The organism is Aureimonas ureilytica DSM 18598 = NBRC 106430, assembly GCF_000382705.1.
In the GTDB taxonomy this organism is placed as follows: domain Bacteria; phylum Pseudomonadota; class Alphaproteobacteria; order Rhizobiales; family Rhizobiaceae; genus Aureimonas; species Aureimonas ureilytica.
This window is the reverse complement of record NZ_ARQE01000001.1, coordinates 122,841-147,498: the sequence shown is the minus strand read 5'-3', so window position 1 is coordinate 147,498 and position 24,658 is coordinate 122,841. Positions and strand designations below refer to the sequence as shown.

Sequence of the window (24,658 nt, the reverse complement as noted above, 5' to 3'; positions counted from 1 at the left end):
GAGTTCGCGGATCGCGGTGGCGCTCGCACGAGGCTCTTTCGAGGACGCCGATCCGCACATGTCTCGGCTTCCTCGAGCCGATGCAGCCGACCGTCCTCTTCGGAATTTAAAACTAGTCTAAGGTGGACGGCCGACTACCGCCGATAACGGACATGCGATCATGCGTAGCACCGAGCGACGCAGACTGGCCGCGGGTTCGACACTTGGTCCTGACCCGTGAAACTGGTCCGGACGGCATGAGAATTTTCGGGCACGATTTCTCGATGAGAGGAGAGAGCCGATGCCCAAGAAACGGTTCACGAACGAGCAGATCGCCTTTGCCCTCTGGCTAAGCGGAGAACGGCACGCTGGTTGGCGAGATCTGCCGTAAGATGGGGGTCGCCGAAGCGACGTTCTATCGCTGGAAGAAGGTCTACGTCGGGATGGGCGTGTCGGAGATCCGGCGTCTGAAGCAGCTCGAGGAGGAGAACGCCAAGCTGAACGTTTGGTCGCCGACCTCAGCCTGGACAAGACGATGCTGCAGGATGCCCTGGAAAAAAATGGTGAAGCCCGTCCGGCGCCGAGAGGCAAGTCCGGCGCTTCCAGGCGGCGTTCGCCATGTCGGAGCGCCGGGCCTGTCAGGCCAACGGCTTTGGACGGGCCTCCCACCGGTACAGGTCCCGCCGCGATCCGGCTCCGGCACTGCGCATGCGGTTGAAGGATCTGGCCGCGAGCCGGGTCCGCTACGGATATCGACGCCTGCACGTCCTGCTCCAGCGCGAGGGCTGGGTGATCAACCACAAGCGCTTGTACCGGCTCTACCGCGAGGAAGGCTGTCGATCCGCAAGCGCAGCCCGAAGCGCCGCCGGTCATCGCGATATCGGATCGGTCGGGCCACGGCCGAGAACGCCAATGAGGTCTGGTCGATGGACTTCGTGTCGGACCGGCTGTTCGACGGCCGGCCGTTCCGGATCCTGACGGTTCTGGACTGCCATACGAGAGAGGCTCTCGCGACCTGTGCGAGGACGAACTTCCGGGCCTATCAGATCGCCGAGAAACTCGACCGGCTGGTCGCCCTTCGTGGCAAACCGGCGAGCATTCGGGTGGACAACGGCCCCGAGTTCGCTGGTCGGATGCTCGACCAGTGGGTCGACCTGAACAAGGTCGAGCTGGACTTCTCGAGGCCTGGAAAGCCGACGGACAACGCCTTCATCGAAGCCTTCAACGCCCGCCTGCGCAGCGAACGCCTGAACGCCTCCTGGTTCCTGTCCATGGCCGATGCCAGGGTCCGGATCGACGCCTGGCGGGAGGACGACAACCACCACCGTCCGCATACGAGCCTGGGCAACTTGACCCCGGCCGCGTTCGCCGATCAACTTAAGAAAGCCCGAGAGCTCACATGACGCCTGGGTCAAAGTCCGGGTCAGGACCAAACCAACCCTGAACTAGCTTTACAGCTGGACCACTCAGCGGGGGCTGACCACGCGCAGGGGCAGATCAGCGACGCGCCGGTGGTAGCGGCTGTGAACCCGCCAGGAAAAGGCGATTGAAGGATGGACACGCCGCCGATGGTACTCGCGCCGAGGTAGTGACGATCAGGACGCCGTTCACGAGCTCCTGATGATTAACGGCGAGTCAGGCTGGAGTGGCGGTTGAAAGCGAAATTCGGCACGACATCGTAGCGATGCCCAGAAGACACCGCCATTCCCGGCGCCAAACTGCACCAGATCTGAGTCAGGCCTCCGTTTGGACGCCGATCACGCCAAAAACGGGTCCCTTATTCTAGCCGATCCACGATAGCGCGGCGGCAGGTGCTGGCGGACAGTATCCCAAGCTCGAATGAACCAGCTGGCCGAATGGCGCAGGATTCACAAGACCAGTATCTCGACGTTTGACCAAACGCTGTGCTGGCTCCGATTCAGCGAGTTGTCCGGCCCCGGCTGCGCATCTCAAGGAAGGAGACAAGGCGCACCATGGGCCAGAGAATGGCGAGATAGATCAGGGCGGCGCCGATCAGCGGCGTCGGATTGGCCATCATCGCCTGGGCGTCGTTCGCCTGCTTCAGAAGATCGGGCATGGCGACGACGGAGGCCAGCGCCGTGTCCTTGAGAACCGAGACGCAGTTGCTGGTCTGCGGCGGGATCATCACCTTCACGGCCTGCGGCAGGATGACCTTGCGCATGGTCAGGCGGAAGGGAAGCCCGAGGGCCGCCGCCGCCTCGAACTGGCCGCGCGGCACGGTCTCGATGCCGGCCCGGCAGACCTCCGCCGTGAAGGCCGACAGGACGAGCGTCAGCGCGATCGCCGCCGAGGCGAAGGACGAGAGGCGGATGCCGACGAAGGGCAGGGCGTAGTAGAGGAGGATCAGGACGACGAGGACCGGCAGGGCCCGGAAAATGTCGATATAGCCGACCGCCAGCCAGCGCACGACCTTCGGCGCATAGAGCCGGGCAAGGCACACGACGAGGCCGACGAGGCAGCCGAAGACGATCGCCGTCGCCCCGAGCAGCAGCGTGTTCCAGAGCCCGCGCAGGAGGATCGGGAAGGCGCGCGCCAGGACGGCGGTGTTGAAGAAGGTGTCGATCAGCCCCATGGTCTCGGCTCGCGCGAAAAAGGGGCGGCGCGGGGCCTCGGGTCCGGTGTCTTCCCCGTCCCTAGCCCACGCGCCGCCGCAGGGTCTTTATTGGGCCGTGGGCACGCCGGAGGCGACGACCGTGCTGGTGCCGGCGGCCGGTGCGACGCCGAACCACTTCTCGTGGATCTTGGCGAGGGTCCCGTCCGCCTTCATGGCCGAGATGGCGTCGTTGACGGCCGGCAGAATCTCCGAGTCCTTCGGCGCCATCATCGCGAAGCGCTCGCCCGTCGGGATGCGGATCAGGATCTGGAGGCCGGGGATCTTGGTCATGGCGTACTGGAAGCCGGCGATCTCGCCCGCACCGCCGTCGATGCGTCCGTTCTGGATGTCGAGCATCAGGTCCTGCTGGGCGTTGTAGCCCTTCACCTCGGCGATGCCGTATGTCTCGGCGTTCTCCTTGGCCCACTTCTCGCCGGTGGTGCCCGACACGGTGCCGATCACCTTGCCCTTGAGGTCCTCGAACTTCGCGATCGCCGAGCCCTCGCGGCCGAGAATCGTACCGTCGCTGTCGTAGTAGGGCTGGGTGAAGGACTGGTTCTGGAGCCGGTCGTTGGTGATCGAGATCGAGGAGACCGCGAAATCGATGCGGTGCGAGGCGGTGGCGGCGAAGAGCGCCTGGAAGCCGAGGTCCTGGAACTCGACCGGACGGCCGACGCGTTTGGCGGCTTCCGTCGCGACGTCGATCTCGTAGCCCTCGAAGGTGCCGGCGTCGTTCTTGAACTCCCAGGGCGGGTTGGAAGGATAGGCGCCGACCACGATCGGGTCGGCGGCAAGGGCCGGCAGCGACGGCGCGAGGGCCGCGGCGGCAAGGAGAAGACCGAAGAGGCGGCGCCGGTCGAGCATGGAAGTCTCCTTATGACGGTCGCCGCATCGGTGCGGCGAGGGGACGAGGGGTTGGGATCAAGCGGCGGCGCGACGGGCGCCGAGGTCTTCGAATGCCGAGAAGAGGCGGTCGACGTCGGCCTCCTGCGTGACGAGGCCGGGAGACAGGCGCAGGACGGGGCCGCGCGCGTCGCAGAACAGGCCGCGCGCGCGCAAGGGGCCGACGAGTCCGGCGGCGGCGTCCCCGAGGTTCAGCATGACGCTGCCGCCGCGCCGGTCCGCCTCGCGCGGCGAGGCGAGCGGCAGGCCGGCCTCGTCGGCCATGGCGACGATCCGCTCGGTCAGGCGGGCGTTCTGGGCGGCCACGGTTCGAAGGCCGAGCGAGCGGATATGGTCGAGACCCGGCAGCGAGCCCGCGGCCGGCAGGATCGAGGGCGTGCCCTGGTCGAAGCGCCGGGCGTCGGGCGCGAAGCGGAAGGCGTCGAGATCCCAGGAAAAGGGGTTTTCCTGGCTGAACCATCCGCGGAATTCCGGCCGGCAGGTCGCGAGGAGGTCCGGCCGCACCTGGAGGACCCCGGCGCCCGACACGCCGCAGAGCCATTTGAGCGAGGTCGAGACCACCGCGTCGATCGCGCCGTCCGCCACCGAGAAGGGCCGGATGCCGATCCCCTGCGTCACGTCGGCGACGGTGAGGCTGCCCATCTCGCGGCCGTGCGCGGCGAGCGCGCCCATGTCGCAGCGGTGCGAGGCGGTGGAGGTGACGAAGGTGAGGAGCGCGAGGCCGACATCCGGCCCCCAGGCGGCCAGCATGTCCTCGTCGCGCACCCAGCGCTCGCCCGGCCGCAGCGGCACCGTGTCGAGCGTGAAGCCGAAGCGGGGCGCGAGGCCCTGGAGCAGGAAATGGAGGCTCGGGAAGCCATCGGCCGCCACCAGCACGCGGCGGCCGGCCAGCCGCTCGCGCGGCAGGGCGCCGATCAGGGCATAGAGCCCGGCGGTGACGCTTTCGGTCGTCGTCAGCGATCCCGCCGGAGCGTCGATCAGGCCCGCCCAGGTCTCGATGAAGCGCGCGCGCAGGCTCAGCATGGTCGGCCACTGCGCGTCGTTCTCGGCCGACCAGTCGTCGGCGAAGCGCCCCAGCGCCCCGCGCAGCGCCTCGGCCTTGCCGGGGAAGGTGCCGATGGAATGGTAGAGGAAATAGCCGCTCATGCGCCGCTGGCCGGGGTCGGGCAGGATGGGTTCGGTCTCAGCGTCATACGGGCATGTCCGGCGGCTGCAACGGGGATGATCGGTCGTGGCGCGTCGTCGGCGCGCCGCGCGCGGATGACGGGGGGCGGACCGAAGACGGCTTCGAATGAGACGCTAGCAGTCTCCGATCGTTTGATCAAACGACTTTACAAGCGCCCCGCCGCGGCGTTATCCCCGATGTGGCGGCACCGGCCACGCATCGCGCCGGATGCCCGTCCCGCCCTTCCTCCGAGGACCCCTCCGCCATGACGCGACGCTCCATCTATTCGGGTTCGAAGTTCGAGGAGATCGCCGGCTATGCCCGCGCGGTGGTGGACGGGGAATGGGTACTGGTCTCCGGCACGGCGGGCTACGACCCCGCCACCATGCGCTTTCCGGACGGCGCGGCGGCGCAGGCGCGCCAGGCCCTCAAGACGATCGGCGAGGCGCTGGCCGAGGCCGACGCCACGCTCGAAGACGTCGTGCAGGTGCGCGTCTATCTCGCCGCGCGCGAGCATGTGATGCCCGTCTCCGAGATCCTCGGCGCGACCTTCCGCGACCCGCGCCCGACCAACACCACGATCATCTGCGGCTTTCCGGCCGAGGAGATCCTCGTCGAGATCGAGGTCGCGGCGCTCCGCCGCCGGTCCTGATCCGCTTCGCCCCGATCCGAGAGGACAATAAGCCGTGAGACGCGTCGCCCAGCGGATTTCCGCCACCACGCCCAAGAGCTTCGGCATGTATGCCAAGGCCGCCGCGCTCGAAGGGGAGGGGCGCGACCTCGTCCATCTCGAACTCGGCAAGCCCCATGCCGACACGCCGGCCCATATCAAGGAGGCGACGATCCGGGCGCTGCGGGCCGGCGACGTCCACTACAGCGACCTCCAGGGCGTGCCGGCGCTGCGCCGGGCGCTCGCGGGCAAGCTGCGCGAGGCCAACGGGCTCGATGTCGGCCCGTCCGACATCCTCGTCACCAACGGCCTGACCCACGCCTCCTTCGCCGCCTTCCTGGCACTGCTCGATCCCGGCGACGAGGCGATCCTGCTCGAGCCCTACTACCCCCAGCATGTCGGCAAGATCGAACTGGCGGGGGCAAGGGTGGTGACGGCGAAGCTCGATGCGGCGCGCGGCTTCGCGATCGACGCGGCGGCGATCGAGGCGGCGGTCACGCCGCGCACCCGGATGATCGTGCTGGTCAACCCGGTGAACCCGACGGGCCGGGTCTACACCCGGGAAGAGCTGCAGGCGCTCGCCGACGTCGCGATCCGCCACGACCTCCTCGTCGTGTCGGACGAGGTCTACGAGGAGATCGTCTTCGACGGCAACCGGCACGTCTCCATCGCCTCGCTCGACGGCATGGCCGAGAGGACCGTGTCGATGTTCGCCTTCACCAAGTCCTTCGCCATGGACGGCTGGCGGCTCGGCTATCTCGCCGCGCCCCGCTGGGCGATGCCGGGCCTCCTCAAGATCACCGCCAACGACGCGACCCACGTCAACACCTTCATCCAGGCCGGCGCGCTCGCCGCCGTGACGGGGCCGCCGGAGGTTCTGGACGGGCTCGTCGCGGAGGACCGCCACAAGCGCGACCTCGTGGTGCAGCGGCTGAACCAGATGCCGGGCGTCACCTGCGCCCTGCCGGAGGGGACGATCTACGCCTTTCCCGACATCCGGGGCACCGGCCTGCCCGCCCAGGTCCTCGCCGACCGGCTTCTGGCCGAGGCGGGCGTCGTGGTGGAGGCCGGCAGCTTCTACGGCGCGGGCGGCGAGGGGCATCTGCGCGTCTGTTTCGGGTCCGAATCGAGCGAGCGGCTGGAAGAGGGCATGGCCCGCATCGGGGCCTTCCTCAATCGTCTCTAGAGCCCGTCCGGTGAACCGGGCGGACTCCGGATCCTCCCTTGTCGCATTGTCGGCAAGCGAGAGCCTATTCGGCTTTCGCTGGAAGTGCTTCCGCGGCCTCCTCCACCGCGCAGAGCGGCTGGAGAAGGGTCTGTGTCGAGGCGATGTCGGCGCGCATGTGCCGGCCCGCTTCGGCCGCGTCCCCGCGGCCCAGCGCTTCGAGGATGTCGCGATGGTGGCGCGTGTAGGTCTCGATATCGCCGGCCCCGAGGAGCGGCTCCATCTGCTTCGTCAGCATCCTCAGATACGGGCCGAAGCGCAGCCAGAGCGAGCCGGCGAGCTGCATGAGCACCGGCGAACCGGACGCCGCGTAGATCCCGAAGTGGAATTCCTGGTTGCGCGCGAGCATCGCCGCCGCGTCCTTCTCGCGCCCCGCCTCGGCATGTTCGCGGGCGAGATGGTCGAGCCGGCGCAGCACCGGCGCGGTCATCGCCGGCGCCGCCCGCTCGGCCGCCGCGCCCTCCACCACGAGGCGCGCGTCGCACAGATCGTCGAGGCGGGCGCGGCTGACCGAAGGGACGACCACCGTGCCGCTCGTCGACACCTCCAGTGCGTTCTCGGCGGCCAGCCGGCGCAGCGCCTCGCGCACCGGCATGTGGCTCGTGCCGAACTGGTCGGCCAGCGCGGCAATGGTCAGCGTCTGTCCGGGATCGAAGCGTCCGGCCATCAGCGCCTGGGCGAGGCCGTGATGGACCTCGTCCTGCAGCGTGCGGCGCGAGGATACGGGCTGGAGCGTGCCCTCGAAGGGTACGGGCGCTGGTCGCCGCATCGGGCCGGCTCCGGGAAAAGGGTCCGGCGGACGTGCGCGGACGGGGGGATCGTTTGATCAACGAGCTTTACGAAGGCTTGGCGCCTCGTGCAAGGACGGCTGGGCGGCAGCGCCGCTCAAGGCCGGCGAGCCTCTGGAGGAAACGCTGATGGGATCGCAGGACGCCGAGCACCGCCGGGCCCTCTGGTGGCGAACCGCCGGACCGCCGCCCGATGCCCCGCGCCCGCCCCCGCCGGGCGATGGCGCCAGCGAGATCGCCGTGATCGGCGGCGGATTCCTCGGCCTCACCGCCGCGCTGCATCTCGCCCGGCGCGGGCGGCAGGTGACGGTGCTGGAGGCCGGAACGGTCGGCAGCGGGGCGAGCGGCGTCAATGCCGGCTTCGTCGTTCCGAACTTCGCCAAGGCGGACCCCGCCGCCGTCGTGGCGCGTCTCGGGCGCGAGCGCGGGGAGGCGCTCCTGCGCCTCGTCGGGGCCGGCGGCAGCCGCGTGTTCGAGACGGCGCGCGAGGGCGCCATCGCCTGCGAGGCCGAGGAGACGGGATGGCTGCATCTCGCCCATTCCGCCGAGATGCTGGACACCTTGCGCGCACGCGCTGCAGCTTGGGCCGCGCTCGGGCGCCCGGTGCGCCTTCTGGAGCGCGATGAGGCGATGGCGCTGTCGGGCGCACGCCGCGTCGCGGGGGCGCTTCTCGACGAGAGCGGGGGCATGCTGAACCCGCTCGCCTATGCATGGGGCCTCGCCCGGCTGGCCGAGGCGGCGGGCGCCACGATCCACGAGGGCTCCGGCGTCGAGGCGGTAGAGCCGGACGGCGCCGGCTGGCGGCTTCGCCACGCGGGCGGCTCCCTTCACGCGGCCCAGGTGCTTCTGTGCACCAACGCCTTCCGCACCGGCGTCGCGCGGCGCCTCGCCGACGCCACCGTGCCGCTCCAGGTCTATCAGGCCGCCACCGTACCGCTCGCGCCCGAGATCGCACGGCGCATCGCGCCCGGCCGCCATCCCGCCGCCGACACGCGTGCCAACCTCTTCACCTATCGTCTGGACGCCGGGAACCGGCTGATCAGCGGCGGCATGTCGATGTTTCCCTTGGGCGCCCATGCCCGCATGGGGCGGATGATCGCGCGCCGCCTCGCGACCGAACTGCGCCTCGACGCCGCCCCCGAGCTCGAGCACGTCTGGACCGGGCGCGCGGCGATGACGCTCGATTTCCTGCCGCGCGTCTTCACCTTCGGCCCGGGCTTCCTCGGCGGCATCGGGTGCAACGGGCGCGGCGTCGCGCTCACCGCCATGCTCGGCGAGGTTCTGGCGGATGCCGCCTGCGGGGTTGCGCCGGAGGCGCTGCCCGTGCCCAGCGGCCCGGCCCGCCGCCTGCCCTTCGCCCCGATGGCGCGCCTCGCGCCCTCCTTCGCCATCGCCCAAGCGCGCTGGCAGGACCGGCGGCTCGGCCGCGAGCCTTGAAGAATGAAGGCCGCCCCTCGAAGGAAGGGGCGGCCGGGTCGGCTCCTACTGGCCGGCCTTCACCTTGGCGACCTCGTCCGCCGACATCTCGCCGATCGTCGTCACCTCGCCGTTCTGGATGCGCCAGAGGCGGAAGGGGCCGGTGATGTCGCCGTTCTTGTCGAACTCGACCGGGCCGATGACGCCTTCGTAGCGGATCGGCTTGCCGTCCTTGATGAGCGCCAACGCTCGTCTGAACTCCTCCGGCCCGGCATAGATCGGCTCGCCGGCGGGATCGACCACCTGGCGCATCGCGTCCTTGATCGCGGCGGCCTCGGGCTTGCCGGCCTTGGCGATGGCCAGCCCGACGATCGCGCCCGCGTCGTAGGAGCGGTCGGCGGCGGGCGCGGCCGGGTCGATGCCGCCGGAGAAGGTCTTGTAGTTGGTGTTGAAATACTCGGTCGATTTCGTCGGGCTCGTGCCCGACGAGGTGCCGTAGGCGTTGTCGAGATAGCGCGGGCCGACGGCCTTGATGAAGTCGGCCGAGTTCATGCCGTCGTTGAGGAGGAAGGTCGGCGCCCCGCCCTGGCTGATCCAGGCGCGGGCGATGGTCGCGCCATCGACGGGGTAGCTGACGAGATAGAGCCCTTCCGGGTCGCCCGTCATGGCGGCGGTGGCTTCCGACGTATAGCTCGCCTGCTTCTCGTTGTAGGGCGTGACCGACGTGACCGTGCCGCCGAGCGCCTTGTAGGCGGTCTCGAACTCCCGGACCATGTTGACGCCGAAGTCGTTGTTGACGTGGACGATGGCGAGCTTTTTCAGGCCCTGGTCGATCGCGTATTTCGCCGCCGCCGTGCCCTGGAGCGCATCGGAGGTGATGGTGCGGAAGAAGGCGCCGTTCGTCTTGCCCTCGGTGGCGAGGTTCGTCAGCGTCGGCGAGGAGGAGGCGGGCGAGACCTGCACGACGCCGGCCGGGGCGGTGACGGAGGTCAGGATCGGGATCGAGACCGAGGAGATGATGCCCCCGATCAGCACCGGCACCTTGCGGATATTGACGAGCTGCGTCGCCTGATCCACCGCGACGTTGCCCTGGCTCTGGCTGTCGCGCGTGTCGGTGGCGAGCGTGCATCCGGCAGCCCCGCCGGCCTCGTTGATGTCTCGGAAGGCCATCTCGACCGATTTCGCGCCGGCCTGGCCGTAGGCGCCGGCCGGGCCTGTCAGTTCCATCACGACGCCGACCGTGACGGTGCAGGGATTGGTCTGCGCGGCGGCGGGGAGCGCGGCCGACGAGAGGAGGAGCGCCGTCAGCGCCGCGCCGGTGGATAGGGGCTTCATGACATGCGTCTCCTTGGGATGTGCGGCCGGCGCGTCAGGCGCCGCCGGGGGTGAGAAGGGTTTCCTGGACATGGCGCCAGAGGGGCAGGCCCCCGCTCGGACCCGCGAGAAAGAGGGCGGTGGAGCGGCGGCGGTGCCGCTCCTTCGAGGCGGCGGGACCCTGGACCTCGACATAGGTGGCGAGAACCGCGCCGCCGGCTTCCCAGAGGACGACGGGGGCCTCGACCGCGATCGAGACGGGATCGCCCGCGCGGCCCCCACGCCGGGCGGCGAGCGAGGCGGCGAGGGCTGCCAGATCCGCCGTGCCGCCCGCCGGATCGACGCGGCGGAAGGCGCAGTCGAAGCGCGCGAGGCTCTCCGGCAGCGCCCCGTCGTCCCCGAGCCCGTTGAACCAGCGCTCGAAGAAAGCGTGGCGCTCCACGATCTCTCGGACGACGAGGGGACCGAGCGCGCCTTGCATCGCCGTCAGGCCGCCGTCTTGTTGAGGCCGTATTTCATGATCGCCCCATGCCGCCCCGTCCGGTCGCGCTCGAGGTCGTAGACATCGCCTGGGACGGGGCTCGCCTGTGCGAGCACCGCTTCGATCGCTGCCCGGTCCTCTTCGGTGAACGCCATGTCGGAGACGGCGAGATTGGCCGGCAGATGCGAACGGTTGCGCGCGCCGACGATCACGGCCGAGACGCCTGGCCGCTCCAGGACGGCGCGGCTCGCGACCGTCGCGATGTCGACCCCGTGCCGGTCGGCGACCGCGCGCAGGGCCGCCAGCAGCGCCTGGAAGAGGTCCCAGCCGCCGATCTCGTCGATGATCAGCTTGTACTTGACGAGCGAGCGGTTCTCGAGGGCTCCCACCGGCTCCGGCACCCCCAGCCACTTGTCCGACAGGAAGCCGCCCGCGACGGTGCCGTAGCACAGGATCGCCATGCCGTTCGCCGCCGCCTCCGCCAGAAGTCCCGCCTCCGGTCGCCGGTCGAGGAGCGAGTATTGCACCTGCATGGAGAAGAGCGGCACGCCGGCCTGCCGGAACTCCACGGCGCGCGGCGTGTCGAAATTGGTGCCCCCGACATGCGCGATCTTGCCGGCCCGGCGCAGCGCGTCGAGCCAGCCCGCGACCTCCACATGGCGCGGCACGGCATAGTCCCACCAGTGGAACTGCACGAGGTCGAGCCGCTCGGTCCGCAGGCGCTTCAGCGACGTGTCGATGGCGGCCTCGACATCGGCCCGGCCGATGGTGGCGAGCGCGTCGAGGTCGGGCACGAACTTGGTGTGGACGCGGAGGGCCTTCGCCGCCGCCTCGCCGCGCTCGTCGCGGTAGCGCGCGCGGAACGCGCCGATGATGTCCTCGACGCCGGTATAGATGTCGGCGCAGTCGAACGTGGTGATGCCGGCGTCGGCGAAGGCGAAGAGGTCGTCGACGGCGCTTCGCGCGTCCACCGCGCCGTGGCCGCCGGCGAGTTGCCAGTTGCCGCGGATCACGCGCGAGATGCGGTAGCCGTCGGCGAGATCGGCGGTCTGCATGGGGCTTATCCTCGAACGTCGGGCGAGTCGCAGGCGGGCAGGGGCACCGCCGTCGTCTCGGCATGGCTGAAGGCGCGGGGGCGCAGGCGCGTGATGCGCAGGCGCGTCGCGCAGTTGGGGTCGGGGCAGGCGACCTCGGCGTCGGAGGTCATCCAGTCGTTGCGGTGCGTCGGGCGCTGCTTGGCGGCGAGCAGCGGCAGCACCGCCGCGATCGAATAGATCGAGAATCCCTGGCCAGGCGGAAGGTGCAGCATCTCGCCGCGCAGCTCGAAATGGTCGCCGGGCTTCGCCCCGCAATAGACGGGCCCGCCTTCCGGCACGACGACCTCGACCCGCAGGTCGAAAAGTTCGAAGCGGTCGTCCGTCGGCGCGCTCATCGGCCGGTCTCCTCGTGCAGGGGCAGGCGCTGACGCAGAAGGTCGAAGGCCCGGCCGACATCGGCGCCGACCGCGCGACGGGCCTCTTCCGGGTCGCCGGCCTGCAGCGCTGCGATGATCTGCCGGTGGTGATGGGTGGCACTGAGGCCGTCGTCGCCGTCGTAGATCTCGGCGGCAGCCCGGATGAACGGACCGGACTGGAGCCACAGGCTCTCGATGATCGGCAGGAGCACGGCGGACCCGGCCGCCCGGTAGATCGTGAAGTGGAAGGCGTGATTGTAGGCGGCGCGAGCCGAATAGGAGCCGCCCTTGGTCATCAGCCGGTCGTAGGCGTCCGTCTCGCGCTTCAGCTCGCCCAGTTCGCCCACGCCGATGCGCCGGCTGGCCAGGGCCGCCGCCTCGCCCTCGACAAGGGTCCGGGCGTGGGCGACCTCGTCGAGGCGCGGGCGGGTGAGGAGCGGCACACGGATGGAGCGGTTGGGCAGGGCTTCGAGCGCGCGCTCCGAAACCAGCCGCCCGAGCGCGTCGCGCACCGGCATGGTGCTGACGGCCAGCCGGGCGGCGACCTCTTGGATGCGCAGGACCTCGCCGGGGTCGAACGCGCCCTCGATCAGCGAGCGGCGCAGCGTCCGGTAGACGCGGTCGAGTACCGTCTCGCGGGCGACACGCGGCAGGACGGCGAGCGGCGAGACCGCGGGCTCGCCAAGCGGCGGCGCGGCCGGCAGGCTGTTCGTCTTCGCATCTGCACACGCGCTGGGCAAATTCGGACCTGCTCAAATATTCGCTTGTCATCGTGAGACTAGGCTCATAGCCTCGCCGCTGTAAAGTTTGATCACAAATCAAAGCATCAAAAATTCCATGTCCGTTACGACGGTTCCCCATCCCGCCCCGGATCCTTCGGCCGCGCCGGCCCTTGCGGTCGAGAGCCTCAGCCGTTCGTTCGGCGGCATCGTCGCCGTGGACGGCGTCGGCTTCACGGTGCATCGGGGCGAGGTCCTCGGCGTCATCGGGCCGAACGGGGCGGGCAAGTCGACCCTGTTCGGTCTCGTCGCCGGCAGCCTGAAGCCCGATCGCGGCACGATCCGCATCGAGGGTGTGGCCGTCGAGGGGGAAGGGGCCCACGGGCGCGTCGGGCGGGGCCTTGCGCGCACCTTCCAGATCCCGCGGCCCTTCATGGAAATGGGCGTCCTCGACAATGTCGTGACCGCCGCGACGGGGCAGAGCGGCGAGCGGGTCTGGGCCAGCCTCCTCGCGCCCGGCCGCGTCCGGCGCGAGGAGGCGCAAGCCCGCGAGAAGGCCTTCGCGCTCCTGCGCTTCCTCGCCCTCGACCATCTCGCCGACCGCCCGGCGCGCGTCCTCTCGGGCGGTCAGCGCAAGCTTCTGGAACTCGCCCGTGCGCTGATGACGGAGCCGCGCGTCCTCCTCCTCGACGAGCCGGCGGCGGGCGTGAACCCGGCGCTTCTCGACTTCATCATCGAGCGCATCGCCGAGATCAACGCGCAGGGCATCGCGGTCCTCCTGATCGAGCACAACATGGACATGGTCCGCCGTCTCTGCCCGAGCGTCCTCGTGATGGCGTCCGGCCGGCCGCTGGCCGCAGGCAGGCCGGACGAGGTGATGGCCGACCCGCGCGTCGTCGAGGCCTATCTCGGCGGAAGCGTCCATTGAGCGCCGCCATCCTGGACGTGCGCGGGCTCGTCGCGGGCTACGAGGAAAGCCTGCCGATCGTGCGCGGCGTCGACCTCGACGTCGCCCCCGGCGAGATCGTGGCCGTGCTCGGCCCGAACGGCGCGGGCAAGTCGACCTTCGTGAAGGCCGTCGCCGGCGTCGTGCCGACCTTCGGCGGCCGGGTCTCCCTGCGCGGGCGCGACGTGACGGCGCGGCCGGCGCACCTGCGCGTCGCCGACGGCCTCGCCTTCGTGCCGCAGACGGAGAACATCTTCGCCTCGCTCACCATTCTCGAGAACCTGCGCCTGTGCGCCGGCATCCTGCCGGCTGGCCTCCGACAATCGCGCATCGACGCCGCCTTCGCGATGTTCCCCGACCTCGGCGCCCGCCCCGGCCTCCTGGCCGGCGCCCTGTCGGGCGGGCAGCGCCAGATGCTGGCGACGGCCCGCGCGCTGATCGTCGAGCCGGCCGTCCTCATTCTCGACGAACCCTCGGCGGGGCTTTCGCCGAAGCTCGTCCACGACGTCTTCGAGACGCTGGAGCGCGTGCGGGGCACCGGCGTCGCGATCCTTCTCGTCGAGCAGAACGTGCGGGCCGCGCTCTCGATCGCCGATCGCGGCGTGGTGCTGGCCGAAGGGCGGCTGCGCCACGTGGCGCCCGCCGCCGAGATGCGCGTCGACCCGCATCTCGGCGCCCTGTTTCTCGGAAGCTACGACCATTCGGAGGCCGCCCCGTGAACCCGCAATTCGTCGTCGACGGCCTCGTCGCGGGGGCCATGATCGGACTCGGCGCGATCGGGGTGACCCTGACCTACTCGATCCTGCGCTTTGCCAACTTCGCGCATGGCGAGTTCATAACCGCCGGAGCCTATGCCGCGCTCGCCCTGTCGGGGCTTCTCGGCGCCGTCGTCGGCTCCGCCCCGATCGGCAGCTTTTCCTTCGGCTGGAACGTCCTTTTCGCCGTCCCGCTCGCGATCCTCGTGACCGGCGCCCTGGCGATCCTCCTCGACGCGATCCTCTTCGGCGTCCTGCGCCGCAAGGCGTCGGCGGTGATCATTCTCGTCATCGCGAGCTTCGGCGCGTCCATGGCGCTCAGAAGCCTTCTCGAATTCGTCTTCACCTCGCAGCCCGCCTACTTCACCAACGAATTGCAGATCGCCGTCCGCTTCGGCTGGGGCCTGCGCGCGACGCCCGACCAGCTCCTGATGCTCGGCGCGACGCTGGTCCTGATCCTCGCCGTACACCTCCTGATGACCCGCACGCAGGTCGGCCGGCGGATGCGCGCCGTGTCGGAGAACCCGGCGCTGGCGCGTCTTGCCGGCATCGACGTGCGCGCCGTGGTGCGCATGGCCTGGTTCCTCGGCGGCGGGCTGGCGGCGGCGGCCGGCATCATGGCGGGGCTCCTCGTCCAGATCCGCCCCTATATGGGCTTCGACCTCCTCCTGCCGCTCTTCGCCGCCGCGATCCTGGGCGGCATCGGCTCGGTGCCGGGGGCGGTGCTGGGCGGGCTCGTCGTCGGGCTCTGCGAGGCGCTCGCGGTGCAGACGGTCGGCGCCCAGTGGCGCGCGGCGGTCGCCTTCCTGATCCTCACCCTTGTCCTTCTTCTTCGCCCGCAGGGGCTTCTCGGGCGGTCGCGCTCATGATCGAGATCCTCGGCTACGCCGCCTTCTTCCTGACGATCGCCCTCAGCTACGCGGTGATCGCGCTCGGGCTCAACGTGCAATGGGGGCAGACCGGCCTCTTCAACGTCGGGATCGCCGGGTTCGTCGGCATCGGCGCCTATGCCTCGGCGATCCTCACGGCGCCCGACGCGGCGGACCGCATCGGTGGCTTCGCGCTGCCGATCCCGGTCGGTTGGGCTGCGGCCTTCGCGGCCGCGGCCCTCGCCTCGCTGGCGCTCGGCTGGCTGACCATCCGTCTGCGCGCCGACTATCTCGCGATCGCGACCTTCGGCTTCGCCGTCACCGTGCAGCTCGCCGCGCTGAACCTCGAGCCGCTGACCGGCGGCCCCTTCGGCCTCGGCTTCATTCCCCGGCCCTTCGCGGGCTTCGCGGCCGATCCGCTCGTCTTCGGCCTCTGCAACCTCGCGCTCGTCGCCCTCGTCCTCGGCCTCGTCTGGTTTGTCATGGAACGGCTCGTGCGCTCGCCCTGGGGGCGCGTCCTGAAAGCCGTGCGCGAGGACGAGGAGGCGGCCCGCGCGCTCGGCAAGCCGGTCACGCGCTTCCGCCTCCAGGCCTTCGCCATCGGCGGCGGCATCATGGGCCTCGGCGGCGCGCTCCAGGCGCATTTCATCGGCTTCATCGCGCCGGAGAATTACCTGCCGACCCTGACCTTCCAGGTCTGGACCATGCTGGTCGTCGGCGGCGCGGGCAACAATCTCGGCGCGGTCGTCGGCTCGGTCGTGGTCTGGGGTCTCTGGTCGGCCTCGTCCTTCCTGATCGGCGCCGCCGTCGATCCCGGAAACCAGGCCCGCGCCGCCGCCCTCCAGATCGTCCTCATCGGCGTCGCCCTGTGCCTCATCCTCGTGCTCCGGCCGAAGGGCCTGTTCGCCGAGGTTCTGACGCATCACCGCGCCAAGCGGGACGGCGAGGACGCGCAGCCAGCGACGCGTTAGCGTCTCTCCCGGGTCCATAATAGGCTTGAGCCGCATGGGAGGCCTGCCGCCCGCGCCGGGATCGCCCAAGGTAGGGGACTCACCCAAACCATTGAGTGACCGTTGCGATCAGGGCAATGGCGGCGAGATAGTTGATGGCGAGGCGGTCGTAACGGGTTGCGATGCGCTTCCAGTTCTTGAGCCTGCCGAACATGCGCTCGATGACGTTGGGGAGGCGATAGGCCTTGCGGTTTAGCGGATAGACGATATCGCGGTCGGCCCCCCCCCCCGGAATAACCGGCTCATTCTCATGTTGAATGAGCCGAGTCCGCAACTTGTCGGCATCATAGGCTTTGTCTGCGATCAGGCGCTTCGTCGGCCTCATGGCCTGAAGGAGCGGAAGAGCCATGGAGATGTCGGCGATGTTGCCGGGCGTTGGGGCAAGGGTGACGATCTGGCCACCAGCATCGGCCAGACAATGTATTTTCGTCGTTCGTCCGTCGTGCGAGATGCCGACCGCTTGGCTGAATTTCCCCCTTTTCCGCCGGACGCTGAGCGGTGTGCTTTGATATGCGTGCTGTCGAAGCCCGTTCCTTGAATGCGGACAAATTCGTCTCACTCTTTACTGGGACGGCTACTTTCTCGACATGGCATCCGATCAGAGATGGATGGGAGAAGAGGTCCGTCAGCCGATCGCAGGGCTCGTCTCCATCTTCCCTGACATGCATCGCGAACTCGTGAAGGTCTACTCGACCGCCCACGGCGTCGTGATCGTCGAACTGAGGTTGCAGGGGACCCAAGCGGCGGACTTTCCAGTACCGGGTGGTTTCATCCCGTCTAACGGAAAGGCGTTCGTTGTCCCGTGCTGCGACATCTTCCCCCTCGAGGGCGGCAAGATTGTATCGTTCCATTGTCGCAACATTAAGTCGATCTGGGTCGCGCAATTGACTGCTGCCGCTGACTAATAAAATCTACCCATGCCAACCGATCGGGGGCGGAGTCGTGATTGGCACCTACCTCATTTCCAGCCTACTACCTGTAAAGGCTGTCGTTTACGGGCTCGGTAGCTGGAAACAGCGGATCGTCGTTACCAGGAAACCCAAGGTACGCGGACCTTGAATGTCCGCTTCCGATTCCCTGACGGAACAACGTGTACGTCCTATGAGGGTCGTAAGCCGATGGACCGCTTCCGGGCGTCCGCATTTTACATCGCCTGAGACCGGACAGGGTGGAAAGGCGACGGTCCGCTTCGTGTGACCTTGGCAAAGAAAGCGGACGCGTAGGACGCGGTTGTTGTTGTGGAATGGCACCCACTGAATGAGGGATCGCGTTTTAGTCAGGCAGCTCGGGGGCCGAGATCGGCGCCGGCTTTTCGTAAGTCCTGCTCGGCAACGCCGATGCTTTGGAAGAAGCGCAGAAGCAGCACCGGATCGAACTGGCCGTGCCAGCGCGACATGCGGGCCAGCGCCGTCTTGGTCGACCAAGGGTCCTTGTAAGGGCGTATCGAAGTCACGGCGTCGTAGACGTCGCAGATCGATAGAATGCGCAGCGGCAGCGAGATGGCAGCGCCCGCTAGGCCGGACGGATAGCCGCGACCGTCGATACGCTCATGGTGATGCAAGCACAGATCGCGCACTAAGTCGGGCAGGTCCCGCTCGTCCTGGAGGAGGTCGTAGCTCGCCTGCGGATGGGTTTGCATGAGCGCCATCTCTTCGCCCGTCAGCTTACCCGGCTTGCCCAGGAGCTCGGACGGGATCGTGATCTTGCCGATGTCGTGGAGAAGAGCCGCGATGCTGAGGTTCTGGATGGTCTGTGCGTCGAGGCTGAGGAACCGAGCAAAGTGCGTGACCAGCGCGCAGACCGCGACGGAGTGGCGGTAGCTATACTCGTCCTTCGACTTCAGCCGCGTCATGGTCAGAAGCGCGCGCGGGCGCTCGCGCACCGCCGTCTCGATGTCGGCGACGACCTCGTGCACAACGGCTGTGTCGAGCCCGTCGCCTGCCCCCACCGTCTCGAACAGCGTGCGCAGTTTGCGCGTGGTCCGGTGCAGCATGGCGGCCGCGCGGCGCAGCTCGCGCTCCTCCGACGTCGGGAGGCGGGATGTGGGGGCGGCCCGCTGTGCGGCGACGCGCCGGCTCCCGCCAAGTGCGAGCGCCGATGAGGCCTTCAAGGGACCGACCCCCTTCGACAGATCGATCACGAGGCTCGTGATGGCACTCTGTCGCAGACGAACAAGGTCCCTTGGCTGCGCCAGCTTGAAGCTGCGCGTCCAGAACGGACTATCGAGCCAGTTGCCGTCGACGCGGTGGACGAACATGCCCACCCGAGCCTGTTGTATCGTAATCCGCAGCAGCATGGGTCCGGCTGCGCCTCAAAGGGACTTCGCGAGGAGTCGGCGCATGGCGTCCGCAGGACGCGGCTCGGCTGACAGGAAGGCCACGAGTTTGGCGTTGCGATCAAGACGAAGCGTGAGGATGTCGCGGATCGCATCGTCATCGTCCGCTTGGCTGTCGCCGTTTCGGCCAAGACCCAGCGTGCGTTCCAGGCGCGCAATTTCCGCGACGCTCGCGTGCCCGATGCGTTCCAAGTCACTGCGCGTCTTGGCGTCAATCAGGACATGATCGACAGGCCAGCCATCGCGCCCGCTTGTCAGGTCCTCGCCGACGACCTGGCCCTCGACAACGACGCGCACCCCCATCTCGCGCAAAGTGGCGAGGTCCGCGCGGATGCGGTCTAGGTCGAGGCGCCCGAAGCCCTTGGCGATCTGTAGCTCGAGCCGTGAGGCCGGAAGGCCCGTCTCACGTAGGGCCAGAGCGACGGAGCCCGGAAGGTCGCCGCTCAGCATCTGCACCGAGGAGACGGGAACCGATACGGTGACGAGCGGCCAGGAGGCGGCTGCCTTGGTGGCCGCGCGCAACGCCCAGTCGCCGAGCGGCACCACGAGACCGCTCGACTCCGCCAGCAGCATGAAGGCGGGCGCCGTCATGCGTCCGCGCTCGGGATGGTTCCACTCGATCTGAGCCTCGACCGCTTCCAGCACACGGTCCTCGGCGGTGAAGCGGGGACGGAAGAAGAGCTCGAACTGCTCAGCCTTGATGCCGAACTGCATCTCATGGGCTAGGTGGCGGCTTGCCACCGTTTCCTCAGACGAGACGGCGTCCGAGAAGAACGTGTGGGTGCCGCGATGGCTGCCCTTGGAACGATAGAGCGCGACGTCGGCGTGGCGCAGCAGTTCCTCGGCGTCCACCGAGTCCACCGGCGCCTGTGCGATGCCAATCGACAGACCAACGGTCAGGCTCGTTTTCTCGTGACGGATCGGATCGCTGACCGCCGCGATGAGCCGACCAGCCAACTCGGCTGCGGCCTCACGCGACAGGTTCGGCGCCACCACGACGAACTCGTCACCTCCGACCCGGGCTGCCATCTGATCGACCGACAACGTGAGCTTGAGACGCGCCGCAATCTCGCGCAGCACGTGGTCGCCGACATGGTGTCCGAAAGTGTCGTTGATCGGCTTGAAGTGGTCGAGATCGAGATAAAGGACTGAGAGCGTTCCGTCCGGCTCGGCCAGAGCCTCGTCCATGAAGCGCGACAGGCCGAGGCGGTTCGGTAGCCCTGTCAGGCGGTCCTGCACCACCTCGCGCTGAGCCCGGGTCAGGTTTTCGGCGAGCTGCACATCGGCGGTGATGTCGGTCGCGATCTTCACGACCTTGAAGGGCTGACCGTTCAGGTCGAGGATCGGGTTGTAGCTCGCCTGGATCCAGACCTCGCGACCGTCCTTGGCGGTGCGGCGGAACTTCGACGACAAGAACTGACCCTGGCGAAGGTCCTCCCAGAATTGACGGTACTGGTCGCTCTCGGCCATGCTGGGATCGACGAACATGCGGTGGTGACGACCCACGACCTCGTTATGCGTGTAGCCCATGGCCTCGAGGAAGTTTGCATTGGCGTCCGTGATCGTGCCGTCCATCGTGAACGATACGACGCATTGCGACTTGGCGATCGCTGCGATCTGACCCTCGTGGTCCGACTGGCGCAACTTCTCGGCCGTCACGTCGCTCGCGGTCTTGACGATCTTGAAGACGCGCCCGTTCATGTCGAAGATCGGGTTGTAGCTCGCCTGGAGCCACACCTCGCGCCCGTCGCGGCAAAGACGCTTGAACTCGCCGCTTCTGTGGTTGCCGGCGGCCAAGTCCGTCCAGAAAGCGGCGTAGTCCGCACTCTCACGCTCGGCGGCTGAGACGAACATGCGGTGATGCCGGCCGCGCACTTCCGACAGACGGTAGCCGGTGAGCTGGAGGAAGTTGTCGTTGGCGTCGAGGATCGTGCCGTCGAGGGCGAAGGACACAACGGCCTGCGACTTATGGATCGCCGCGATCTGACCCTGGTGGTCGGCCTGGCGCAGCTTTTCGCGGGTGATGGCGGTGGCATATTTCACCACCTTGAACGGCACCCCGTCCTGGTCGAACACCGGGTTGTAGGTCGCTTGCAGCCAGAGTTCCGAACCGTCCTTGGCGCGACGCTTGAACTCGCCGCCGCGATGGTGCCCCTCGCACAGGTCGCTCCAGAAGACCTCGTAGTCGAGCGAATGGGCGTAGGAGGGATCGACGAACATGCGGTGATGGCGCCCCTCGATCTCCTCCATCCGGTAGCCGGTTGCGCGAAGGAAGTGGTCATTGGCGTCCGTGATCGTGCCGTCCATAGCGAAGCTGACCACGCATTGCGACTTGTGGATCGCGGCGATCTGCCCTTCGTGATCGGCCTGGCGCAGCTTCTCAGCCGTGACGTCGGTCGCGTACTTCACCACCTTGAAGGGGCGCCCGTTGACGTCGAGGATCGGGTTGTACGTGGCGCGCAGCCAAACCGGACGTCCGTCCTTGGCAAGGCGACGATACTCGCCCTCGCCGTGGTGACCGGCGGCCAGCCGCTTCCAGAACGCGGCGTATTCCTCGCTCGCGGCCTCGGCGGGGTCCACAAATAGGCGGTGATGGCGGCCTTGGATTTCCGTGAGATCGTAGCCGGTGGCTTGGAGAAACAGCGCGTTGGCATCCAAGATCGTGCCGTCCATGGCGAAGTGGATGACGGCCTGTGAGGTGTTGATGGCAGCGATCTGGCCGCCTTCGTCGGCCGAGCGCTGCCGCTTGGCGGTGATGTCGCGCAGGAACACGACGATCTCCTGGAGTGCGCCATTCCCATCGTGGATGGGCACGAAGCTGGCTTCGGCCCAGAAGGGCGTGCCGTCGCGGCGCACGCGGCGCACCTCGCCCGTGTAGGGCTCGCCACGCTCGATCGCACGCGTCACGGCGTCCTCGCCTCCACAGCCGTCCACGGCCCCATCCGTTGTCGCTTCAGGCAGGAGAATGGTGCGGCTGCGTCCCGCCAGGTCCCAGGCGCGATAATCGAAGAGTTCCAGAAACAGGGCATTGGTGCGCAGGATCGTCCCGTCTGGCGCGATTGCCACGCGTGCGACAAGCTTATCGAGCGCCTTCATGTCGGCGGGCATCAGGCGCGTCTCGGTGATCTCTTGCAGCACGGTCGTATCCTCGGTCTCATACAAGCGTGAGTCGCGTGAGCCGATCTTTGGCATAGGGGTTCATAACGATCGGTAGATCGCGTTCCAATGATTCCGACTGCTGGTAAAGGAACGGCAAATAAGCCTTGTCAGACTTTTGGTCTATGCGATCAGAGCGTATACCGCTGCTTGAGAATTGCAGCCTCGGAGGACGCACGACGAGACTCCGTCGTCTCGAATGGGACGATGGAGGATGGACCGCCTTAGCATCCCCGTTTCCGCAACGCCGATCGCCTTTGAAGGTGGAAAGGTGACTGTCCGCTCTGGAGCAGTTACGCGTTAGAGCTGACATCCGTCGACGCGTTCGAGGGTGCGCAGGCTGCTTCCTTGACGAGGAGTCTGACGGAGGCAAAGGCAACAACCGCCCCGCAGCCGAGGAGCGCCGTGACCAGCAGGCCGCCGCCGACGCCCATCCAGTCCGTCGCGAGAGCGAAGGCGAACGGCGCCGCTGACCCGACGATCAGCCGTATGGACGTGACCCGCCCCTGCAACGCGCCGTACCCCTCTGGCCCGAAGAGCGCGAGCGGCAGGGTGCCTCCGACGATGCTGTAGAGGCCGTTCCCGAGGCCGAACAGGGCGGCGAAGACGGCAGCCCCGACGGGCGATGGCGCAGTGGCCGCGAGGAGGACCAGCGAGGCAGGCAGAAGGGCTGCGGAGATCACCGCGAGCGCCAGCGGTGACAGGTCCCGCCCGAACACCATGAGGGTGAAGCGGCCCGCGACCTGCGCCGGCCCGAACACGGCGCTGACCATGACGCCCGCGAGGCCCAGCCCAAGCGCGGACAGGATCGGCAGCATGTGGACCAGAACGGACGAGACCACGAGGCTCTGGAAGGCGAAGGCGACCCCCATCAGGAGGAAGGCCCGGGACCGGAGATGCGGCGGCACGAGGCCCCATGCCGGGGCGACGGGGGCAACAGGTTCAATTCCGGCCACCAGGAGCTCCGAGGCCTTCGGCCGACGGGCCAGCCACAGGTGGATGGGGAGGCAGACCGCGAGGTTCATGGCCGCGAAGACGAGATAGACCTCCCGCCACGACATCGTCCCGTGAAGCCATGTCGTCAGGGGCCAGAACAGGGTCGAGGCGAACCCGGCGATCAGGGTGAGGGTAAGGATGCTCCGCTGCGCCGTCTCCGGGTGACGCTGGACCAGCAGCGGGAACGCCGCCCCGTATTGGACGAAGGTGGACGCGACCTCGATGGCGACGAGGGCGAGGACGAAGGCGGGGGCAGCGGGAGCAAGGGCAGCGGCGACCAGCGCAACGGCGGCCGCGACGGAGCCCGCGGCCATGACGCGACCGGCGCCGAAGTGGTCGAGCCAGCGCCCCGTCCAAGGGGCGACCAGCCCGCCCGCGAGCAGCGCGACCGAGAGAGCGCCGAACACCCATTCGGTCGGCCACCCGATGTCTTGCGCCATCGCGGGGGCGAGGATGCCGAAGCTGTAGTAGAGGGTCCCGTAGCCGACGATCTGGCTGACCCCGAGGGCGGCGATATCCGCCCAAGGGCCTCGCGGGCTGCTCACCGCGACGAGACGAGCGGCAGCCACACCCAGAGGGCGGCGAGCGTCGCCAAGAGCACGGGCGGGGTCAGGACAAGACCGACTTTCATATACTGGCCCCAGGTGATCCGCTGCCCCTTGCCCGCGAGGACGTGCAGCCACAGGAGGGTCGCCAGCGAGCCGATCGGCGTGAGCTTCGGGCCGAGGTCGTTCCCGACGACGTTGGCGTAGACCATGAGCTCGCGGGTCAGGGGCCCTACGTCGGCCCGATCGATGGCGAGCGCCCCGACGAGGGTCGCCGGCATGTTGTTCATGACGGAGGCGAGCACCGCCACTACGAACCCCGTGCCGACGGTGGCGATGAACGTGCCCCGGTCGGCGAGCCAGCGCAGGGCGCCTGCCGCGATGTCGGTCAGGCCAGCGTTCCCGAGGCCGTAGACGACGAGGTACATGCCGATCGAGAACAGGACGATCTGCCACGGCGCCCCGCGCAGGACCTTCGACAGGTCGATCACCGCACCGCGCCCGCCGGTGAACCACCGTCCCGCGACCGCCATGAGGACGAGGGCGGCGGCGCCGGTGACAAACGCGATCGGCACGCCGAGCGGCCCCGTCACGAAGTATGCGACGAGCAGGAGCCCGAGGAGCGGGAACGCGGTGCGGAACACGGCCGGGTCGCCGATGGCGCTGCCGGGGGCTTCGAGCCGGCCCACGTCGTAGGTCGCCGGGATGTCCTTCCGGAAGAACGCCCAAAGGACGAGGAGCGTCGCCGCCAGCGAGACGAGGTTCACCGGCACCATGACCGCGGCGTAGCGGCCGAAGGACACATCGAAGAAGTTCGCGGTGACGATGTTGACGAGGTTCGACACCACGAGTGGCAGGCTGGTCGTGTCGGCGACGAACCCGCAGGCGACGACGAAGGCGAGCGCCCCGGCCGGCGGGAAGTCGAGGCGCAGGAGGATGGCGAGCACGATCGGGGTGAGAAGCAGCGCTGCCCCGTCGTTGGCGAAGACGGCGGCGATCGCCGCACCCAGCAGAACGACGAGCGGGAACAGCCGCCGCCCGTTGCCTCCGCCCCAGCGGGCGACGTGGAGAGCCGCCCAAGTGAAGAACCCGGCCTCGTCGAGGACGAGCGAGATGACGATCAGCGCGACGAAGGTGAACGTCGCGTCCCACACGATCTTCCAGACCGTCCCGACGTCGCCCCAGCCGACGACGCCGGTCGCCAACGCGACGGCAGCGCCGGCGAGCGCCGACCACCCGATGCCGAGGCCCCTCGGCTGCCAGATGACGAGGACGAGGGTGGCGACGAAGATCGCGAGGGCCAGCATGGACGGTCCGGA

Annotated in this window: 21 protein-coding genes and 2 pseudogenes; 9 read left to right on the top strand and 14 right to left on the bottom strand. The window is 68.5% G+C overall.

The window, feature by feature from the left end; all coding sequences use genetic code 11:
• Nucleotides 1-280 precede the first annotated feature (280 nt).
• Nucleotides 281-1,382: pseudogene (locus tag B146_RS28165) on the top strand (IS3 family transposase).
• Between the two features lie 515 nt (nucleotides 1,383-1,897).
• On the opposite strand, the gene B146_RS0100720 reads toward B146_RS28165, so the two are convergent.
• The 3 genes from B146_RS0100720 to B146_RS0100710 all read right to left on the bottom strand — a co-directional run bounded on the left by B146_RS0100720 (nucleotide 1,898) and on the right by B146_RS0100710 (nucleotide 4,642).
• The gene (locus tag B146_RS0100720; RefSeq protein ID WP_019994485.1) at nucleotides 1,898-2,572 is read right to left on the bottom strand and encodes an amino acid ABC transporter permease; all 675 of its coding nucleotides are present in this window, start codon (nucleotides 2,570-2,572) and stop codon (nucleotides 1,898-1,900) included.
• A gap of 87 nt (nucleotides 2,573-2,659) precedes the next feature.
• Nucleotides 2,660-3,457, bottom strand: a complete 798-nt coding sequence (locus B146_RS0100715) for an ABC transporter substrate-binding protein (RefSeq protein WP_019994484.1) — start codon at nucleotides 3,455-3,457, stop codon at nucleotides 2,660-2,662.
• Between the two features lie 57 nt (nucleotides 3,458-3,514).
• Nucleotides 3,515-4,642 carry an aminotransferase class V-fold PLP-dependent enzyme gene (locus B146_RS0100710; RefSeq protein WP_019994483.1) on the bottom strand — a complete coding sequence of 376 codons (1,128 nt, stop codon included), beginning with the start codon at nucleotides 4,640-4,642 and terminating at the stop codon, nucleotides 3,515-3,517.
• A gap of 284 nt (nucleotides 4,643-4,926) precedes the next feature.
• Between B146_RS0100710 and B146_RS0100700 the strand changes: the two genes are divergently transcribed.
• Together B146_RS0100700 and B146_RS0100695 are read left to right on the top strand one after the other, a co-directional pair.
• A complete protein-coding gene (locus B146_RS0100700; RefSeq protein ID WP_019994481.1) occupies nucleotides 4,927-5,313 on the top strand; it encodes a RidA family protein in 387 nt (128 codons plus the stop codon).
• Nucleotides 5,314-5,347: 34 nt separating this feature from the next.
• A complete protein-coding gene (locus B146_RS0100695; RefSeq protein WP_026358211.1) occupies nucleotides 5,348-6,517 on the top strand; it encodes a pyridoxal phosphate-dependent aminotransferase in 1,170 nt (389 codons plus the stop codon).
• Nucleotides 6,518-6,581: 64 nt separating this feature from the next.
• On the opposite strand, the gene B146_RS0100690 is transcribed toward B146_RS0100695, so the two are convergent.
• Nucleotides 6,582-7,325, bottom strand: coding sequence for a GntR family transcriptional regulator (locus tag B146_RS0100690; protein ID WP_019994479.1), 744 nt, complete (start codon nucleotides 7,323-7,325; stop codon nucleotides 6,582-6,584).
• A gap of 148 nt (nucleotides 7,326-7,473) precedes the next feature.
• Here B146_RS0100690 and B146_RS0100685 point away from each other — a divergent pair, with 148 nt between their 5' ends.
• Nucleotides 7,474-8,781, top strand: a complete 1,308-nt coding sequence (locus B146_RS0100685; protein WP_019994478.1) for an NAD(P)/FAD-dependent oxidoreductase — start codon at nucleotides 7,474-7,476, stop codon at nucleotides 8,779-8,781.
• Nucleotides 8,782-8,826: 45 nt separating this feature from the next.
• Here B146_RS0100685 and B146_RS0100680 read toward each other — a convergent pair whose 3' ends face one another.
• Genes B146_RS0100680 through B146_RS0100660 form a run of 5 tightly spaced genes read right to left on the bottom strand, consistent with a single transcriptional unit; the run spans nucleotide 8,827 to nucleotide 12,748 of the window.
• Entirely contained in the window at nucleotides 8,827-10,095 is a 1,269-nt protein-coding gene (locus B146_RS0100680) for an ABC transporter substrate-binding protein (RefSeq protein ID WP_019994477.1), read from the bottom strand.
• 34 nt (nucleotides 10,096-10,129) lie between these two features.
• Complete coding sequence (locus tag B146_RS24590; RefSeq protein WP_019994476.1) at nucleotides 10,130-10,555, bottom strand: hypothetical protein; 426 nt, start codon at nucleotides 10,553-10,555, stop codon at nucleotides 10,130-10,132.
• Between the two features lie 5 nt (nucleotides 10,556-10,560).
• Nucleotides 10,561-11,610 (bottom strand): aldo/keto reductase, encoded by a 1,050-nt coding sequence (locus tag B146_RS0100670; RefSeq protein ID WP_019994475.1) that lies wholly within the window; start codon nucleotides 11,608-11,610, stop codon nucleotides 10,561-10,563.
• A 5-nt stretch (nucleotides 11,611-11,615) separates the two neighbouring features.
• A complete protein-coding gene (locus B146_RS0100665) occupies nucleotides 11,616-11,987 on the bottom strand; it encodes a TIGR04076 family protein (RefSeq protein WP_019994474.1) in 372 nt (123 codons plus the stop codon).
• The gene (locus B146_RS0100660) at nucleotides 11,984-12,748 is read right to left on the bottom strand and encodes a GntR family transcriptional regulator (protein ID WP_019994473.1); all 765 of its coding nucleotides are present in this window, start codon (nucleotides 12,746-12,748) and stop codon (nucleotides 11,984-11,986) included. Before B146_RS0100660 ends, B146_RS0100665 begins: the two co-directional genes overlap by 4 nt.
• Nucleotides 12,749-12,845: 97 nt before the next feature.
• Here B146_RS0100660 and B146_RS0100655 point away from each other — a divergent pair, with 97 nt between their 5' ends.
• The 4 genes from B146_RS0100655 to B146_RS0100640 are packed head-to-tail and all read left to right on the top strand — an operon-like array spanning nucleotide 12,846 to nucleotide 16,268.
• Nucleotides 12,846-13,655: an ABC transporter ATP-binding protein gene (locus tag B146_RS0100655; protein WP_019994472.1), complete on the top strand. Its 810-nt coding sequence runs from the start codon at nucleotides 12,846-12,848 to the stop codon at nucleotides 13,653-13,655.
• Complete coding sequence (locus tag B146_RS0100650) at nucleotides 13,652-14,392, top strand: ABC transporter ATP-binding protein (RefSeq protein WP_019994471.1); 741 nt, start codon at nucleotides 13,652-13,654, stop codon at nucleotides 14,390-14,392. The genes B146_RS0100655 and B146_RS0100650 overlap by 4 nt, the downstream gene beginning before the upstream one ends.
• A complete protein-coding gene (locus B146_RS0100645) occupies nucleotides 14,389-15,297 on the top strand; it encodes a branched-chain amino acid ABC transporter permease (RefSeq protein WP_019994470.1) in 909 nt (302 codons plus the stop codon). The genes B146_RS0100650 and B146_RS0100645 overlap by 4 nt, the downstream gene beginning before the upstream one ends.
• Nucleotides 15,294-16,268 carry a branched-chain amino acid ABC transporter permease gene (locus B146_RS0100640; protein WP_019994469.1) on the top strand — a complete coding sequence of 325 codons (975 nt, stop codon included), beginning with the start codon at nucleotides 15,294-15,296 and terminating at the stop codon, nucleotides 16,266-16,268. Before B146_RS0100645 ends, B146_RS0100640 begins: the two co-directional genes overlap by 4 nt.
• Nucleotides 16,269-16,347: 79 nt before the next feature.
• Here the strand turns inward: B146_RS0100640 and B146_RS28160 are convergent.
• Nucleotides 16,348-16,856: pseudogene (locus B146_RS28160) on the bottom strand (IS5 family transposase); the annotation flags it as partial.
• A 38-nt stretch (nucleotides 16,857-16,894) separates the two neighbouring features.
• On the opposite strand from B146_RS28160, the gene B146_RS24585 reads away from it, so the two are divergent.
• Entirely contained in the window at nucleotides 16,895-17,212 is a 318-nt protein-coding gene (locus B146_RS24585; protein WP_155897289.1) for a nuclear transport factor 2 family protein, read from the top strand.
• Between the two features lie 371 nt (nucleotides 17,213-17,583).
• Here B146_RS24585 and B146_RS24580 read toward each other — a convergent pair whose 3' ends face one another.
• From B146_RS24580 to B146_RS0100610, 4 genes are all read right to left on the bottom strand, one after another.
• A complete protein-coding gene (locus B146_RS24580; RefSeq protein WP_060577651.1) occupies nucleotides 17,584-18,603 on the bottom strand; it encodes an HD-GYP domain-containing protein in 1,020 nt (339 codons plus the stop codon).
• A gap of 15 nt (nucleotides 18,604-18,618) precedes the next feature.
• Nucleotides 18,619-21,780: a sensor domain-containing protein gene (locus B146_RS27465; RefSeq protein WP_162141918.1), complete on the bottom strand. Its 3,162-nt coding sequence runs from the start codon at nucleotides 21,778-21,780 to the stop codon at nucleotides 18,619-18,621.
• A 311-nt stretch (nucleotides 21,781-22,091) separates the two neighbouring features.
• Nucleotides 22,092-23,339: an arsenite efflux MFS transporter ArsK gene (gene arsK, locus B146_RS0100615; protein ID WP_244498137.1), complete on the bottom strand. Its 1,248-nt coding sequence runs from the start codon at nucleotides 23,337-23,339 to the stop codon at nucleotides 22,092-22,094.
• Nucleotides 23,336-24,646: an arsenic transporter gene (locus B146_RS0100610; RefSeq protein ID WP_019994463.1), complete on the bottom strand. Its 1,311-nt coding sequence runs from the start codon at nucleotides 24,644-24,646 to the stop codon at nucleotides 23,336-23,338. Before B146_RS0100610 ends, arsK begins: the two co-directional genes overlap by 4 nt.
• Nucleotides 24,647-24,658: the final 12 nt, after the last annotated feature.